Annotated in this window: 17 protein-coding genes; 9 read left to right on the top strand and 8 right to left on the bottom strand. The window is 67.8% G+C overall.

Features of this window, described 5'->3' with window-relative positions:
* The first annotated feature begins 98 nt into the window (after positions 1–98).
* From ftsZ to I5803_RS18055, 4 genes are all read left to right on the top strand, one after another.
* Positions 99–1,340: a cell division protein FtsZ gene (gene ftsZ / locus I5803_RS18040; RefSeq protein WP_196987704.1), complete on the top strand. Its 1,242-nt coding sequence runs from the start codon at positions 99–101 to the stop codon at positions 1,338–1,340.
* A gap of 141 nt (positions 1,341–1,481) precedes the next feature.
* Complete coding sequence (gene lpxC / locus I5803_RS18045) at positions 1,482–2,405, top strand: UDP-3-O-acyl-N-acetylglucosamine deacetylase (RefSeq protein ID WP_196987705.1); 924 nt, start codon at positions 1,482–1,484, stop codon at positions 2,403–2,405.
* Between the two features lie 12 nt (positions 2,406–2,417).
* Positions 2,418–2,594, top strand: a complete 177-nt coding sequence (locus I5803_RS18050) for a hypothetical protein (protein ID WP_196987706.1) — start codon at positions 2,418–2,420, stop codon at positions 2,592–2,594.
* A 1-nt stretch (position 2,595) separates the two neighbouring features.
* Positions 2,596–2,979 (top strand): VOC family protein, encoded by a 384-nt coding sequence (locus I5803_RS18055; RefSeq protein ID WP_196987707.1) that lies wholly within the window; start codon positions 2,596–2,598, stop codon positions 2,977–2,979.
* Here the strand turns inward: I5803_RS18055 and ruvC are convergent.
* From ruvC to I5803_RS18095, 8 genes are read right to left on the bottom strand one after another with little or no spacing between them, the layout of a single operon-like run.
* Entirely contained in the window at positions 2,976–3,524 is a 549-nt protein-coding gene (gene ruvC, locus I5803_RS18060) for a crossover junction endodeoxyribonuclease RuvC (protein ID WP_196987708.1), read from the bottom strand. The genes I5803_RS18055 and ruvC overlap by 4 nt on opposite strands.
* Before the next feature lie 10 nt (positions 3,525–3,534).
* Positions 3,535–4,521, bottom strand: a complete 987-nt coding sequence (locus I5803_RS18065) for a phosphatidate cytidylyltransferase (RefSeq protein ID WP_196987709.1) — start codon at positions 4,519–4,521, stop codon at positions 3,535–3,537.
* Positions 4,522–4,524: 3 nt separating this feature from the next.
* Positions 4,525–5,136 (bottom strand): lysophospholipid acyltransferase family protein, encoded by a 612-nt coding sequence (locus I5803_RS18070; protein WP_196987710.1) that lies wholly within the window; start codon positions 5,134–5,136, stop codon positions 4,525–4,527.
* A 43-nt stretch (positions 5,137–5,179) separates the two neighbouring features.
* The gene (locus I5803_RS18075; protein ID WP_196987711.1) at positions 5,180–5,935 is read right to left on the bottom strand and encodes a transglycosylase domain-containing protein; all 756 of its coding nucleotides are present in this window, start codon (positions 5,933–5,935) and stop codon (positions 5,180–5,182) included.
* Positions 5,932–6,765, bottom strand: a complete 834-nt coding sequence (aroE, locus tag I5803_RS18080; protein ID WP_196987712.1) for a shikimate dehydrogenase — start codon at positions 6,763–6,765, stop codon at positions 5,932–5,934. The genes I5803_RS18075 and aroE overlap by 4 nt, the downstream gene beginning before the upstream one ends.
* Entirely contained in the window at positions 6,766–7,614 is an 849-nt protein-coding gene (locus tag I5803_RS18085) for an energy transducer TonB (protein WP_196988610.1), read from the bottom strand.
* 2 nt (positions 7,615–7,616) lie between these two features.
* Positions 7,617–9,674, bottom strand: a complete 2,058-nt coding sequence (locus I5803_RS18090; RefSeq protein WP_196987713.1) for a ribonuclease catalytic domain-containing protein — start codon at positions 9,672–9,674, stop codon at positions 7,617–7,619.
* A 41-nt stretch (positions 9,675–9,715) separates the two neighbouring features.
* Positions 9,716–10,303: a YqiA/YcfP family alpha/beta fold hydrolase gene (locus I5803_RS18095; protein ID WP_196987714.1), complete on the bottom strand. Its 588-nt coding sequence runs from the start codon at positions 10,301–10,303 to the stop codon at positions 9,716–9,718.
* Between the two features lie 24 nt (positions 10,304–10,327).
* Here I5803_RS18095 and rodA point away from each other — a divergent pair, with 24 nt between their 5' ends.
* The 5 genes from rodA (at position 10,328) to I5803_RS18120 (ending at position 16,749) form a co-directional block, all read left to right on the top strand.
* A complete protein-coding gene (gene rodA / locus I5803_RS18100) occupies positions 10,328–11,482 on the top strand; it encodes a rod shape-determining protein RodA (protein ID WP_196987715.1) in 1,155 nt (384 codons plus the stop codon).
* A 36-nt stretch (positions 11,483–11,518) separates the two neighbouring features.
* A complete protein-coding gene (locus tag I5803_RS18105; protein WP_196987716.1) occupies positions 11,519–12,388 on the top strand; it encodes an NAD(P)-dependent oxidoreductase in 870 nt (289 codons plus the stop codon).
* 171 nt (positions 12,389–12,559) lie between these two features.
* The gene (locus tag I5803_RS18110; protein ID WP_196987717.1) at positions 12,560–14,650 is read left to right on the top strand and encodes a protein kinase domain-containing protein; all 2,091 of its coding nucleotides are present in this window, start codon (positions 12,560–12,562) and stop codon (positions 14,648–14,650) included.
* 55 nt (positions 14,651–14,705) lie between these two features.
* Entirely contained in the window at positions 14,706–16,166 is a 1,461-nt protein-coding gene (gene tldD / locus I5803_RS18115) for a metalloprotease TldD (RefSeq protein WP_196987718.1), read from the top strand.
* 25 nt (positions 16,167–16,191) lie between these two features.
* A complete protein-coding gene (locus tag I5803_RS18120) occupies positions 16,192–16,749 on the top strand; it encodes a hypothetical protein (protein WP_196987719.1) in 558 nt (185 codons plus the stop codon).
* Positions 16,750–16,877 lie beyond the last annotated feature (128 nt).

Genomic DNA, 16,877 nt, shown 5'->3' on the forward strand with positions numbered 1-16,877 from the left:
GGAGCGATGGCGGTGCACCGATCCGCCTGCACGACCTTCATGACTCACCACCCAACAAATTCGCACACGGCAACTGCAAACGGAATCAGGAGAAACATATGAGCATCGAAATGATCGAAGTCGAAGAGTTCCACCTCGGAACGCAAATCAAGGTGATCGGTGTCGGCGGCGGCGGCGGCAACGCGGTCGACCACATGATCGGCCGCTCGGTGCAGGGCGTGGAGTTCATCTGCGCGAACACCGACGCCCAGGCGCTCGCGCGTACCGCGGCGCACAAGACCATCCAGCTGGGCGGCAGCGGCCTCGGGGCCGGCAGCAAGCCGGAGAAGGGCCGCGAGGCTGCGGAAGCCGCCGTGGACGACATCCGCTCCGCCATCAACGGCGCGCACATGCTGTTCATCACGGCCGGCATGGGCGGCGGCACGGGAACCGGCGCCGCGCCGGTGATCGCGCGCATCGCCAAGGAGATGGGCATCCTCACGGTGGGCGTGGTGACCAAGCCCTTCGACTGGGAAGGCGGCCGCCGCATGACCAACGCGGACAACGGCCTCATGGAACTCGAAGCCAACGTCGATTCGCTGATCGTGGTGCTCAACGAGAAGCTGCTCGAAGTGCTGGGCGACGACATCACGCAGGACGAAGCCTTCGCGCATGCCAACGACGTGCTGAAGAACGCCGTCGGCGGCATCGCGGAGATCATCAACGTCCCCGGCCACGTCAACGTGGACTTCGAGGACGTGCGGACCGTGATGGGCGAGCCGGGCAAGGCGATGATGGGCACGGCGGTGGCTTCGGGCCCGGACCGCGCGCGCATCGCCGCCGAACAGGCGGTGGCCTGCCCGCTGCTCGAAGGCATCGACCTGTCGGGCGCCAAGGGCGTGCTGGTGCTGATCACCGCGGCCAAGGGCAGCCTGAAGCTGTCGGAGTCCAAGCTCGCGATGAACACTATCCGCGCCTACGCCTCGCAGGACGCGCACGTGATCTACGGCACCGCGTACGACGACAACCTCGGCGACGAAGTCCGCGTGACCGTGGTCGCCACGGGCCTGTCGCGCCAGGGCCAGCGCCGCACGGCGCCCCCGCTGCAGGTGCTGCGCACCGGCACGGACAACGTCCCGCTGCACATCCCCACCGTGAACAACGCCGTGGGCGGCCCGGGCGCGATCGTCACGCGCGAGTCCGCGCAGCAGGCGACGCACCAGCCGGACTACCACGGCATGGCCGTGCCGAGCGTGTGGCGCACCAACCGCACCCAGGCGGCGGCCAAGGTCGATGCGCTGTCCAACGGCGGCATGGACGATTTCGAGATCCCGGCCTTCCTGCGCAAGCAGGCGGACTGAAATTCGAAGAGTGTTCTCCAGGTAGGGAGTGTTCGGGGTGGGCTGATGCAAGGGCCCACCCCTTTTTCTTTGCCCCGCGAACTATCGGGCCCATCGGGAAATCCAAACGGCTGGGCCGGCCCATCCATCTAAAATCCACCGATGCTCCAGCAACGCACCCTCAAGACATTGACCAAGGCGGTCGGGGTGGGCCTGCACCGCGGGCAGCGGGTGGAGTTGACGCTGCGCCCCGCGCAGCCCGACACCGGCATCGTCTTTCGTCGCGTGGACCTGCCGTCGCCGGTCGATATTCCCGTCTCGGCGCAGGCCGTGACGGACACGCGCCTCGCGTCGACGATTTCCAACGGCGGCGCCAAGGTCCACACGGTGGAGCACCTGATGTCCGCCTGCGCGGGCCTGGGCATCGACAACCTGTACATCGACATCACCGCCGAGGAAGTGCCGATCCTCGACGGATCGTCCGCATCCTTCGTGTTCCTGCTGCAAAGCGCGGGCATCGCGTTGCAGAACGCGCCGCGCCGCTTCATCCGCGTGCTCAAGGCGGTGGAAGTGCGCGAAGGCGAGGGCGACAACCTGAAGTGGGTGCGCCTGGACCCCTACCACGGCTACAAGCTGAGCTTCGAGATCGACTTCGACCATCGCGTCGTGAGCTCCACGGGCCAGCGCGTGGAATTCGACCTGAGCAGCGGCTCCTATGCCCGCGACATCGCGCGCGCCCGCACCTTCGGCTTCACGAAGGACGTGGAGATGATGCGCGCCAACGGCCTCAGCATGGGCGGCGGGCTGGACAACGCGATCGTGATGGACGACTACCGCGTGCTGAATTCCGACGGCCTGCGCTACGACGACGAGTTCGTGAAGCACAAGATGCTCGACGCCATGGGCGACCTGTACCTGATCGGCAAGCCCTTGCTGGCCGCGTACAGCGCGTTCCGTTCCGGCCACGCCCTCAACAACCGCTTGCTGCGCGAGCTGCTGGCGCAGCCCGACGCCTACGAAGTCGTCACCTTCGACGACGAAAAGCTCGCACCCGCGGGCTTCGCGCAGCCCGCGCGCGCCTGGTAGCGGCGTCCTCCCATGTTGATCTTCCGCTGGGCGATGCTGCTGTGCCTGATCGCAGCGGGGGTGTTCTTTGCGTTTTACGCCGGTACGGGGCAGCAGCGGTTCAAGCGCTACGGATTGATCACGCTGAAGTGGACGATCATCGCGGCGTTCTGCTTCTTCGGGGTGTTGATCCTCGAGCGGATCGCCTGACATGCTTCACCACATCTCATTGGGTGTCGCGGATCTGGAGGTGGCGGGCGCGTTCTACGACGCGGTGCTGGGCGCGCTAGGCTATCGTCGCGTGTTCGAGGACGCGACGGCCATCGGCTATGGGGTCCACGAGGGGAAGGACAAGCTGTGCCTGAAGCAGCGCGCCGGGGCGCAAGCGCCGGGTCCGGGCTTCCATCTCGCACTGGCTGCACCGACCCGGGAGGCAGTCGACCGGTTTCACGTAGCCGCGCTCGCGGCGGGTGGCAAGGACAATGGCCCGGCGGGGTTGCGGCCCGGATACGGGGCGAATTACTATGCCGCGTTCGTCGTGGACCCGGATGGGCATCATGTCGAAGCGGTCATCAACTCGCCCGATCCTTCCTAATACGTCCGCCCCTGCCGGTACATCCCGCTCGTCTTCCTCGCCGTCCCCGTCGCTTCCGCGATGCGAGCCATCGCCGCCCCGGCATGCGCATGCGTGATCGCGAGGCCCAATGCATCCGCCGCATCCTTGCCCGGCAACCCAGGCAAGTTCAGCAGGCGCTTGACCATTTCCTGCACTTGCGGTTTGCCGGCCTTGCCGTGCCCGGCGATCGCCTTCTTCATCTGCAGCGCCGTGTATTCCGCCACAGCGAGGTTGCATGAAACCAGCGCCGTCACGCACGCGCCGCGCGCTTGTCCGAGCAGCAGCGTCGCCTGCGGGTTCACGTTGACGAACACGATTTCCACCGCCGAGCAGTCGGGCTTGTAGCGTTCCTGTACTTCGGCGATGCCGTCGAAGAGGGCCTTCAATCGCGCGGGCAAGTCGCCCCGCGCCAGGTGGGTCGTGGTGATCGTGCCGCTGGCCACGTAGGTGAGGGCGTGACCGGCCACGTCGATCACGCCGAAGCCGGTGGTCTGCAAGCCGGGGTCGATGCCGAGGATGCGCATAGGTGGAAGCTTAAGCCCCGAAGTACCAGCGTGCCGAATGGAAGAAGATCGGCGCCGCAAAACACAGCGCGTCGACCCGGTCCAGCAGGCCGTTGGCGCCCGTCACGGACATGTCGCGCTTGCCCCAGCGCGTCACGCCGCGGTCGCGCTTGAGCGCCTTCATCACGAGGTGCCCCATCGACCCTGCGACGCAGGCGATGAAGGCCATGACCAGCGCCTGCTCCGGCCGGAAGGGCGTGATGAAGGACAGCACCGCGCCGACGAAGCTGCCGCCCAGCATGCCCAGCGCCCAGCTGTACCAGTTGAAGCTGCGGCTGACCTCCGGTGCGCTCGGCGGACGCTTCAACTTGCGGGTGACGATGTGCTGCACCAGCATGCAGGTCTGCACCACGAACACGAGGAAGAACACCATGAAGGCGCCCTTGCCCTGGTAATTCTTGAAGTCGAGCAGCAGCAGCGCCGGCACGTGGCTCATGCCGTAGATGCAGACCATGATGCCCCACTGCAGCTTCGCGTTGCGCTCCAGGAAGCGCTGCGTGTCGCCCGCGAGCGCGCTCACGACCGGCACCGCGAGGAAGACGTACACCGGGATGAACACGGTGAACAGGTCGAAATGCTCCGTGCCCACCAGCCAGAACTGCACCGGCAGCACGACGAAGAACGCGAGCACCAGGCTGCGGTGATCGCCGCGCCGCGTGGGCGAGAGCGTGATGAACTCGCGCAGCGCGAAGAAGGCGATCAGCGCGAAGAGGACGGTGGCCGCGGTGTCGCCCACCGCCCACGCGATCCAGAACACCACGACCATGAACCAGGAGATGCCCAGCATCTGGCGGAAGTGCTTGAGCTCCTCATGCCACGCTTCGTCGTGCGAATCCGCGTTCTTGCGGAAGGTGAGGAGGAAAGCCGTCACGCTCACGACGACCAGGATGCCGAAGACGATGACGAACAGCGCGGCGACTTGCTGCGAGGCGGTGAGGTTGCGCAGGGATTCGGTCATGGTTCAGACATCCCGCAGGGCGACGACCGCCTGCCGCGCGCGGTCGAGGAAGGCGCGGCGCTCTTCGCCCGGCTGCAGCTGGATCGGCGCGCCGAAGGTGACGGAGCACAGGATGGGCACGGGCACCACTTCGCCCTTGGGCATCACGCGCTGGATGTTGTCGATCCAGGCGGGCACGAGCACGACGTTGGGGAATTTCTCGGCGAGGCTGTACAGGCCCGACTTGAAGGGCTGCGGTTCTTCCGCGGCGCCGCGCGTACCCTCGGGGAAGATGATGATCGAGTCGCCGTGTTCCAGCGCCTCGATGAGTGGCTCCAGCGGGTCCTGGTCGCTCGTGCGCGCGCGGTCCACGTAGATCGCGTTGAAGACCGCCGTGGTGATCCACTGCTTGAACGGCGTCTTCGTCCAGTAATCCTTCGCCGCGATGGGCCGCGTGATGCTGCGCAATTCCAGCGGCAGCGCGGCCCAGATCATCACGAGGTCGGCGTGGCTCTGGTGGTTCGCGAAATAAATGCGTTGTTCGGCCTTGGGCGGGCAGCCATACCAGCGAGCCTGCGCGCCCGTCAGCACGCGCACGAGGCCCAGGAGGAAGAAGCTCATCAGCTTGGCTAGCATGGGGCGGATCATAAGCGCGCAAACGGCGCCGTCGCCTTCGTGCTCAGGGCAATTCGGCGTCGCGCATGCGCGCGGCGATCGTCGATGCGCGGCTCGCGAGGTAGCCGGAGTTGGGCAGCTTCTCGAAGTACTTCGGGCGCGGCAGCATCACCGCCAGGCGGGCGGCCTCGTACGCGGTGAGCTGCGATGCGCTCTTGCGAAAGTAGTGGCGCGCAGCCGCCTCGGCGCCGAATACGCCTTCGCCCCATTCCACGCTATTGAGGTAGATCTCCAGGATGCGCTGCTTGGAGAGCATCTGCTCCAGCTCGAAGGTCAGCACGATCTCCTGGCCCTTGCGCAGCAGCGTGCGCTCGCCCGACAGCAGCACGTTCTTCGCGAGCTGTTGCGTGATCGTCGAGCCGCCGACGATCCTGGGTGCGCGCGCGGGCGCCCGCGCAGCGGCTTGCGGCCGTGCCCCGGCGCGTGCTGCGCGCTGCGCCGCCTGCTCCTCGGCCTTCGCGTTCTTCTGCCAGGCTTTCTCGAGTGCTTCCCAGTCGACGCCGTCGTGGTTGGTGAAGCTGCCGTCCTCCGACGCGATCACCGCGCGCTTGAGGTTGTCGGAGATCCGCTCGTAGGGAACCCACTGCTCGCTCCAGCGCAGCTGGCCCTTGTCGCGGGCGATGCGAAACGCTTCGGACCGCTGGAAGGTCGTGGACTGCGGATCCACCGTCGCCATGAGCGCGATGCGCGTGAGGAAGAAGAATTCCAGCGCCAGGCCCGCGATGAGCGCGAGCAGGATCCAGCGCAGGACGCCTTTCATTTCAGCGAAGCACGCAGTTCCGCGAGCACCCGGGCGGATGGCGGACGCACGCCGCGCCAGACGAGGAAGGCCTCGGCCGCCTGTTCCACCAGCATGCCCAGGCCGTCACGCGGCACCGCGCCGTGCTCCTGCGCCCAGGCCATGAAACCTTGCGCGGCAGGCCCGTACATCATGTCGCAGGCGAGTGCGCCCGGCCTCAGGACCGACGCGGCCACGGGAACGCTTGCACCGGTGAGGCTGCTGGCCGTGGCGTTCACGACGATGTGGAAGCTGCCGGAAATGGTGTCGAGCGCGCTGGCGCCGAGCTCCACGCCACGCTGGGCGGCCAGCGCCGCGTGGCGGCCCACGAGTTCATCGGCCCTCGCGCGCGTGCGGTTGGCCACTACGATGCGCCGGGGTGCCGCCTCGAGCAGGGGCCCCAGCACGCCGGCCGATGCACCGCCCGCACCGACCAGCAGCAGGTCGCGCCCGGCGATGTCGATGCCCGCGTTCTGCCGGATGTCGTCGACCAGGCCCACGCCGTCGGTGTTGTCGCCGACGATCGCATCGCCTTCGAAGCTCAGGATGTTGCTCGCCTGCGCAAGCTGCGCGCGCGGCGTGAGGCGCGTCGCGAGGGCGGGCGCCTCGAACTTGAAAGGCACCGTCACGTTGCAGCCCCTGCCACCCTCGGCGCGAAACTGCCGCACGGATTCGGCGAAGGCATCGAGTGCGATCAGCCGCTTGACGTAGCGCACGCGTTCGCCGGTCAGTTCGGCAAAGCGCGCATGGATCCACGGCGACTTGCTGTGTTCCACGGGGTTGCCCATCACGCAATACAGGTCGCCTGTCATCTATCGGCTGGTGAGGTTGGTTTCGAGTGTTTCGTCGCGGGTGAACTTGAAGCGGGAGACGACCACGATCTGGTCCGCGCGCTTGCGCATCGCATCGCTGAAGCGCCCGAAGGGGCCGGCGTTGCGCGCGATGCTGAGGGCGCGCCGGTCGAGGAGCGAGTTGCCGGAGGTTTCCACCACGTCCGCATCCATCACGCGCCCGTCGTAGTTCACCGTCACCGTCATCGTCAGCTCGCCATAGAGCTTTCGGCCCCCGGCCTCCGGGAAGTTGTGCGTGCCCTTGTCCTCGATCTTGCGGCGCAGCGCGTCGTAGTAGATCGCATAGACCTCTTCGCGCGTGGACGGGCTGATGTAGCGTTTCTTGGGCCGCGCGTTCTCGTCGTTGATGCGCCGCTCGATCTCCGCCAGCAGCTTCATCAGCTGGCGGCGCTTGTCCTCGCTCGCGGCGGCTTCGGGGTTGCTGGTCGGCTGCTTCGGGTCGGGCGGCGGCAGGGCCGCGAGCATCTTCTTGATCTGGCCGAGCAGCAGCGCCTGCTGCTCCTGCATCGCGTCGATCTTGCGCTGGGCGTCCTCGGCGGCGTCGCCGAGCTCGGTGAGCGCCGAAGGGGGCAGGGGCGACGTCGCGCGCCCCTTGGCCGCATCGCCGCCGCCGGCGAGCGAGGTCTGCGCGATCGCGTGGGCCTTGTCCACCTTCTCGTTGGTGCGGGTGTTGACCAGGATCACTTCGAGCGGCGTGTCCTGGAACACGCGGTTGAAGCCTTCGGGGTTGACGAAGCGCACCGTCAGGAGGACGGCGTGCACGGCGATCGAGACGCCGAGCGCAATCTGCAAGGTGCTGAACGAACGCAGGTTCACGAAGCGGAATTATCGCCGGATGCGGCAGCCGTGGCTTCGGTTTCTTCCACGTCCACCGCGATGGCGATCGGGCCGGCCTGCGGTTCGTCCTCGCCGTCTTCCTCGCCTTCCTCGGCCGCCGGCGGCGCATCGAGGTGTTCGACCACCGTGCCCTTCACGTCCAGCGTGATCAGGTCGATCTCGCCCAGCTTCACGCGCACCTTGGCGCCGCGCGGCAGCTCGTTGCCGCCCATCACGGGCAGCACCAGCGGCAGGTCGTCCGCGCGCACCAGTCCCTCGCGGAACATCGCGCCCACGAGCTCGGTGATGCCCTGCTGCTGCAGGTACTTCAGCGTCCAGAAGCGCTCCATTCCGGCCTGGTGGCCGTTGTAGGCGGAGTAGGCGGCGTCGAAGCCGGAGATGATGGAGAACAGCTCCGCGTCCTTGGGCTTGAACGGCGCGGCCAGCGCGGCGGTGCGCCCGTGCTTCGCGGCGGCGATGATCTGCCACTGGTTCACGAGGTCGGTGTAGCGGCGCAGGGGCGAAGTGCTCCATGCGTAACTTTTCACGCCGATGCCGGCGTGCGGCAAGGCCTTGGTGCCCATGCGCACCTTCACGCCCGGCGCGAGGCTCGCCTGGCTGCGGTAGATCGCGGGCACGCCCAGCTCGCCCAGCCAGCTGCCCCAGGTGCTGTTGGCGAGGATCATCGCCTCGGCGACGATCAGGTCCAGCGGCGCACCGCGGCGGCGCACCGAAATGCGCACCGCTTCGTCGCCCTGCGGCTCCGCGCCGTCGTTGCCTTCCAGGCGGAAGTTGTAGTCGGGCCGGTTGAAGTTCTCCGGCTTGCCGCGCACGATCTCGCGCAGCGATTTGAGCTGCAGCGCGAGGCGGTGCAGGAAGGACAGCTGCGGCCGCAGGGCCTCGACTTCCGCCGGGGCGCCGGCGGAGGGCGACTGCGCGTCCTGCAGCCAGGGCTCGGTGACGACGGCATCGAGCTGGTCGTGGCGCAGGTTGTGCGCGATCGGCACGCGTTCGAGCTTCGTTTCCGTGCCCTTCAGGAACAGCGTCTCCTCGTCGAAGGTCGCGTAAAGCGAGACGGCGGGGCAGTCGCGCCCTTCCATCAGCGTGTACGCCTGCACCACGTCGTCGGGCAGCATGGTGATCTTGTAGCCCGGCATGTACACCGTGGACAGTCGGTGCCGGGCGACGTTGTCGACGGGCGTGGCGGGCTGCAGCGCGAGCCCCGGCGCGGCGATGTGGATGCCGACCGTGACGGTGCCGGTGCCCAGCCCCTGGACGGACAGGGCGTCGTCGATCTCGGTGGTCTGCGAGTCGTCGATGGAGAACGCCCGCACCGTGGTGAGCGGCAATTCGTCCGGGATCGCCGGCGCCTGCAGGGGCGGAAAGCCCGTGCCCTTGGGGAAGTTGTCGAAGAGGAAGCGCTTCCAGTGGAACTGGTAGGGCGAGGCGATGGCGCCCGACTTCTCCAGCAGGTCCAGCGGCGCGGTGTGCGTGTTGCGCGAGGCCTCCACGACGGCCTTGTATTCGGGCGCGTTCTTGTCCGGCTTGAAGAGGATCTTGAACAGCTGCTCGCGGATCGGCGCCGGGCAGGAGCCCGAGGCCAGCTCCGCGGCCCACGCCTCGATCTGCGCCTGCACCTGCTTTTTCTTTTCGATCGCGGCGAGCGCCTGCTGCACGATCTCCGCCGGCGCCTTGCGAAAGCGCCCCTTGCCCGCGCGGCGGAAGTAGTGCGGCGCCTCGAACAGGCGCAGCAGCGCGGCGACCTGCTGGGCCTGGCCGGCTTTTTCGCTGAAATAGTCGCGGGCGAGGTCGGCGAAGCCGAATTCCTCCTCGGGCGCGAACTCCCACGCGAGCTCGAGCTCGATGGTGGAGGCGAGCGCCTGCGCCTCGCGCAGGAGTTCAGCCGGCGAGGGCTTGTCGAACTTCAGCAGGATGTTGGCCGCCTTGACCTTGACACGCTTGCCGGACTCCAGCTCCACCTGGGCGGACGACTCGGCCTCGCTCAGCACACGGCCGGCCTGGAATTTGCCGGCTTCTTCAAACAATACGAACATGCACGGGATTGTCCCATGCGGCCCCGGCCCGCCCCGCGGGCTCAGGCGAGGTCCAGGAAGTCGAACACCTCATCCATGTGGGCCGGGAAATCGCTGAGCGCATGGTCGCTGCCTTCCAGCAGCTTCACCCGCGCGCCGGCGTACCGCTGTGCCATCTCGCGCCAGTCCAGTACCTCATCGCCCTTGGCGATCACGGCGAAGAACCGGTCCGGATGCCGCAGCGGGCCCGGATCGAGCTCGCGCAGCTGGTCCACGAAGCGCGGCTCGAAGAAAAACCGCTCCTTCGGGTCGTGCCAGGAGGCGTGCTCGCCGATGTGCCGGGCGAGGTCGCGGGCGGGGTCGACGGCGGGGTTGAGCACGACGGCCCTGCAGCCCGCTTCCTGCGCGACGCAGGTCGTGTAGAAGCCCCCCAGCGACGATCCCACCACCGCCATGCGCTCGCGCGGCCAGGCGGCGATGGCGGCCTCCAGCATCTCCATCGCCAATTTGGGCGAGGGCGGCAGCTGCGGGCACCACCACTGGACATGCGGGTGCTGTTCGCGCACGCGCGCGCCGACCTGCCGCGCCTTGGTCGACTGCGGCGACGAGCGGAAGCCGTGGAGATAGAGCAGGTGGGTCGTGGAAGGCATCGTGCCGCGAAGGATAATCCCGCCATGGCTGCAGTATTCGAAAAACCCCCTGTGATGCAGCGCCTCGCGCCCATGCTGCAGGGCTTCGACGGGCCGCTGGCCTTTGCCGTCTTCCTGCTGGCCTGCGCCGGCCTGCTGACGATGTACTCCTCCGGTTACGACCACGGCACGCGCTTCGTCGATCACGGCCGCAACATGCTGATCGCGGGCGTCCTGCTCTTTGTCGTCGCACAGGTCCCGCCGCAGCGGCTGATGACCTTCGCGGTGCCGCTGTACACGATCGGGGTCGGGCTGCTGATCGCGGTGGCGGTGTTCGGTGTCACCAAGAAGGGCGCGCGCCGCTGGATCAACGTGGGCGTCGTCATCCAGCCGAGCGAGATCCTCAAGATCGCGATGCCGCTCATGCTTTCCTGGTGGTTCCAGAAGCGGGAGGGCCAGCTGCGCCCGCTGGACTTCCTGGTGGCGGCCGTGCTGCTCGTGATCCCCGTCGGGCTGATCGTGAAGCAGCCGGACCTGGGCACCGCGATCCTGGTGATGGTCGCGGGCTTCGCGGTGATCTTCTTCGCAGGCCTGTCATGGAAGCTGATCCTGCCGCCCGCGGCGCTGGGCATCGTCGCCATCGCGCTGATCATCTTCTTCGAGCCGCGCCTGTGCGCCGAGGGCGTGCGCTGGCCGGTGCTGCACGACTACCAGCAGCAGCGCATCTGCACCTTGCTGGACCCGAGCAAGGACCCCCTGGGCAAGGGTTTCCACATCATCCAGGGAATGATCGCGATCGGCTCGGGAGGATTCACCGGCAAGGGCTTCATGCAGGGCACGCAGACCCACCTGGAATTCATCCCCGAGCGCACCACCGACTTCATCTTCGCGGCCTTCTCCGAGGAGTTCGGGCTGATCGGCAACCTCTGCCTGATCGCGGGCTTCATCTTCCTCGTGCTGCGCGGCCTCGCGATCGCGCTGGAGGCCTCCACCGTGTTCTCGCGCCTGCTGGCCGGGTCGATCACGATGATCTTTTTCACCTATGCCTTCGTGAACATGGGCATGGTGAGCGGCATCCTCCCGGTGGTGGGCGTGCCGCTGCCGTTCATCAGCTATGGCGGCACCGCCATGGCGACGCTGGGGATGGGGCTGGGCATCCTGATGTCCATCGCCAAGTCGAGGCGGCTGGTGCAGTCCTGAAGCCGTTTTTGCAGTCGAAGTAGAGGAAGGCAAGACATGAGAAGAGTCGCGATCGTCGGCGTGGGCAACATGGGCGGCGCGATGGCGCAGCGCATCCTGGACCAGCGCTGGCCGGTGCAGGTCCACGACATCGACGAGGGCCGCATGGCCGCGCTCGCGGCGCTGGGCGCGGTGGCGCGCCCCGACCCGGCCGCGGCGGCCATTGGCTGCGGCGTGCTGATCGTCTGCGTGGTGGACGCGGCGCAGGTGGAGGAGGTGCTCTTCGGCCCCAGGGGCGCCGCGCAGGTGATGCGCGCCGGCCAGGCGGTGCTGCTGTGCCCGACGATCTCGCCGCGCGACGTCGAGGATGTCGCGAAGCGGCTGGCCGAGCAGGGCATCGCGACGATCGATGCGCCGATGTCCGGCGGCCCGGCGCGAGCGCGCGACGGCACCATGAGCCTGATGGTCGCCTGCGAGGACGCGGTCTACGAGCGCCAGAAGATGGTGATCGACATCCTGAGCAGCAAGGTGTTCCGCGTGAGCCAGAAGCCGGGCGACGGCGCGCGGACCAAGCTGGTGAACAACCTGCTCGCGGGCATCAACCTCGCGGGCGCGGCGGAGGCGCTGGCGATGGGCAAGAGCATGGGCCTGGACCTCTCCCGCACGATGGACGTGATCGAGCAGTCGAGCGGCCAGAGCTGGATCGGCACCGACCGCATGCGCCGCGCGATCGCGGGCGACTACGCGCCGCGCGCGCATGTGACGCTGCTGCAGAAGGACACGCGGCTGGCGGTCCAGGCCGCTGCGATCGCCGGGTTCACCGGGCCGCTGGGCGCGGCGACGCAAGCGGTCTTCGCGCGGGCGGTGGAAGCGGGGCTGGGCGACCTGGACGACGCGGTGCTGTTCAGGTTGCTGGCCGGCAGTTGATCCGAACTTGGCCGGACGCAGAATTCGCAGAGGTTACGCAGAAGAAGCCCAGAAAGAACCAAAATGCGTTTGCATTGTTCTTGTCTTCTTTCTGCGTAACTTCTGCGGATTCTGCGTCCGGTTCCCAAGAGGTCGCCGCCTCGGCAACGGCTAAGTACACTGGCATCAACCATGACCCAGATCCTGGTCGTCGAGGACGACGACGCCATTCGCAACAACATCATCCGGCTGCTCAAGCTGGAGGGGTTCGAGATCGCCTCGGCGATCAACGGGCGCGAGGGGCTGGAGCAGGTGCGACGGGCCAGGCCGGACATCGTGATCTCCGACGTGAGCATGCCGGAGATGGACGGCTTCGAGATGCTCGAAGCGATCCGCGCGGACCGTGAGCTTGCGGCCACCTCGGTCATGCTGCTCACCGCCCTCGACGACCGCGCCAGCATGCGCCGCGGGATGACGGCCGGCGCGGACGACTACCTCGCCAAGCCTTTCACTCGCGTCGAACTGCTGGACGCGCTGCAGGGCCTCATGAAGAAGAAGGGGCGCATCGAGCACTCGATCGAATCGGCCGTGAAGGCGCGCGAGGATTACCTGCGCCAGGCTTTCACCGAGAGCATGGGCGGGCGAGACGCGCCGGCGGGGCGCTTCGACCTCGGGGCGCCGCAGGGCGCCGTGGCCGACCAGGTGCTGGGCGCGACGGTGCTCTTCGCCGATATCCGCGGCTTCACCTCCCTGGCCGAAAAGCTCGACTCGCGCGAAGTGGCCGAGCTGCTGACGCAATATTTCGAACGCGTCTGCGACCCCGTCCTCAAGAACGGGGGGCGGCACCTGAAGTTCATCGGCGACGGCATGATGGCCGTCTTCGCCGATACCTTGAGCGGGGGCTCGCCCTTGCCGGCCGCGCGGCGGGCGATTTCGGCCGCCCTCGGCATGGCGCTGGCGACGCACGAGTTCCGCGCGTGGATCGACAGGCGTTTCGACCAGCGCGGACTGCCGCCCTTCGCCATCGGCGTGGGCCTGCATGCGGGCGAGGTGACGATCTGCCGCCTCGGCACCATCCAGAACAAGGAGACGACACCGATCGGCGAGACCGTGAACGTCGCCGCGCGCCTGGAATCCGCGAGCAAGGAACTGGGCTGGACGGTGGTCGCGAGCAGCGCGGTCATGTCCGAAGCCGGCGAGGGCATCCAGACGGGCGGCATGACGTCGCTCGCCGTGCGGGCGAACAACGGCTACGTGGACGTGGCCGAGATCATCGGCCTGGTCACCAACCTGGACGACAAGCGCCACGGCATGGCGACGCTCACGGAGCGCGCCGACGAAGTGCGCGATGCGGTGCAGGTCAACTCGGAGATCACCGCCCGCGCGGTGAAGGGGGCGCTGCAGTCCAAGCTCTCGGCCTTCAAGGAGCACCAGTTCGAAGCCGGGCAGGAGCCGCCCCGCCTGAAGGGCTACCGGCTGTCGCGCAAGATCGGCGCGGGCGGCATGACGGAGGTCTACCTCGCCGTGCGCGAGTCCGACGGCCTGCCGGTGGTGCTGAAGGTGCTGGACGCGAGCGGCAAGGGCGTGAGCGAGCACCTGTCGCGCTTCATCCAGGAGTACACGCTGCTCTCGCGCATCGACCACCCGAACGTGATCCGCATCTACGACCAGGGCTTCACGGACGACCACGCGTACATCGCGATGGAATATTTCGAGCAGGGCGACCTGCGCGCGGAGATCACGGCCGGCATGAGCCAGCAGCGCGTGCTGGCGATCGTGACGCAGGTCGCGCAGGCGCTCGACGCGATCCACGCGCGCGGCATCATCCACCGCGACCTGAAGCCCGAGAACATCATGCGGCGCGAGGGCGGCCGGATTTCGCTGGCGGATTTCGGGATCGCCAAGTCGATGCTGCAGGCGGAGAACATGGCGCTCACGCAGACGCGCCACGGCGACGTCGTGGGCACGCCCTATTACCTGAGCCCCGAGCAGGCGGCGGGGCACCCGATCGGGCCGCAATCGGACCTGTACAGCCTGGGCGTGATGATGTTCGAGATGCTGGTGGGCCACCGGCCCTTCCGCGCGGAGTCGCTCAACCTGCTGCTCGCGCACCACATCTCGGCGCCGACGCCCGCGTTGCCGCAGGCGCATGCGAGCCTGCAGCCGGTGGTGGAACGGCTGATGGCGAAGGACCCCGGGGCGCGCTATGCCACCCCGGCGGAGCTGCTCGCGGACCTCGACCAGCGGGCGCTGCTGCAAACTGTTACCGGCCCGGGCGGCTGATCCGGCCGCCGACCCCGCGGCGGCGAGGCCGGCCGGGGAAGCCTAGAATCGTCCGATGATCTCCCGCGAACCCACCATCGAGCGCCTCGCCACGGCGCAGCGGCTCCTCCTCGAGCCTTTCGGCCTCAACGAATCCCATCTCTCCAAAGCCCTGTCCGAAATCGCGACGCATCGCGTGGACGACGCGGACTTGTACTTCCAGTACACGCGCAGCGAAGGCTGGAGCCTCGAAGAGGGCATCGTCAAGACCGGCAGCTTCAGCATCGACCAGGGCGTCGGCGTGCGTGCCGTGAGCGGCGAGAAGACGGCTTTCGCGTACTCCGACGACATTTCCGAGGCGTCGCTGCTGGACGCCGCGCGCACGGTGCGCACCATCGCCGCCGGCACCGGCAAGGGCCGGGTGAAGGTCGGCGCGCGCAAGATCGCCGGCGCCCGCTCGCTCTACCACGGCCTCGACCCGATCGCCTCGCTCGACAGCACGGCCAAGGTCCAGCTGCTCGAACGCGCCGAGAAGCTCGCGCGCTCCAAGGACCCGCGCGTCGCGCAGGTGATGGCGGGCCTCGCGAGCGAATACGACGTCGTGATGGTCGCGCGCGCGGACGGCACGCTCGCCGCGGACGTGCGGCCGCTGGTGCGCCTGTCCATCACGGTGATCGCCGAGCAGAACGGGCGCCGCGAGGTGGGCTCGGGCGGGGGCGGCGGGCGTTTCGGCCTGGAGTATTTCAGCGACGAGCAGGTGGAGTCGTACGTCGACGACGCCGTGCGCGCGGCGCTCACCAACCTCGAGTCGCGGCCCGCGCCGGCCGGCGAGATGACGGTCGTGCTCGGCTCCGGCTGGCCCGGCATCCTGCTGCACGAGGCCATCGGCCACGGGCTGGAGGGCGACTTCAACCGCAAGGGCTCGAGCGCGTTTTCGGGCCGCGTGGGCAAGCGCGTCGCGGCCAAGGGCGTCACCGTGCTGGACGACGGCACCATCGCCGACCGGCGGGGCTCCCTCAACGTGGACGACGAAGGCAACCCGAGCCAGCGCAACGTGCTGATCGAGGACGGCATCCTGCGCGGCTACATCCAGGATTCGCTCAACGCGCGCCTGATGGGCGTCGCGCCCACGGGCAATGGCCGCCGCGAGAGCTACGCGCACGTGCCCATGCCGCGCATGACCAACACCTACATGCTCGGCGGCGACAAAGTCCCCGAAGAAATCGTGGCGAGCATCAAGAAGGGCCTGTACGCGACCAATTTCGGCGGCGGGCAGGTGGACATCACCTCGGGCAAGTTCGTGTTCTCCGCGAGCGAAGCCTACTGGGTGGAAAACGGGAAGATCCTCTATCCCGTCAAGGGCGCGACCATCGTGGGCAATGGCCCGGACGCACTCACGCGCGTGACGATGGTCGGCAACGACATGAAACTGGACACCGGCGTGGGCACCTGCGGCAAGGAAGGCCAGAGCGTGCCGGTGGGCGTGGGCCAGCCGACGCTGCGCATCGACGGGCTGACCGTCGGCGGCACGGCCTGAGCGCGGGCGGGAGGAAGCGGCGAACATGGCGAGCAAGCCCCGCCTTCCCATCGACCCGACCACCAACCTGCCCAGCATCAATTCGTTCGGCGAGCTGAGCAACTTCCTGCGCAGCGCGGTCGCCGACGAGGACAGCCGCCAGCTCTCGGAGAGCATGGGCCAGCTGGCGACGCACGTCGAGGCGATCATCGCGAGGCTGCGGCTGAACCGCAACCGCACGGCCGTCGCGCCCATGCTGGTCGACATGCTCACGGTGCTGCGCTCGCACCGCAACCTCATCGTGAACCTCGGCCTGCCCTGGCGCGGGCTGTACGAGTACGCGGGCTACCTGCAGGCGCTCAACAACTTCCGCGTGCTGATCGGGCAGTGGCTGCTCGATGGCGGTCCGCGCAGCATCGACCTGCTGGTGTCCGCCGAGGATTTCGAGCTCGTCGCGTGGCGCACGCTGGGCGAAGGCACCCTCATGATCGACATGTACGAACAGGTGGTGTCGCGCCAGAGCGACGAGCCTTCCACGCTGTTCGACCCGACCCAGCCGCAGGTGGAGCGCGCCGTGCAGTGGTGGAAGAAGTTGCGGCGGTGAGCCGGGCCTGTGCTACATTCGCATCCATGCATACGACTCGCGCGTATTTTTTTGGCTACTTCTGGCATCTCACGCCCACCGGCGGTCGAGAGATCTGAGCGTACCCAGACAAACGCGAACGACTCCAA

Source organism: Caenimonas aquaedulcis (assembly GCF_015831345.1).
GTDB lineage: Bacteria > Pseudomonadota > Gammaproteobacteria > Burkholderiales > Burkholderiaceae_C > Ramlibacter > Ramlibacter aquaedulcis.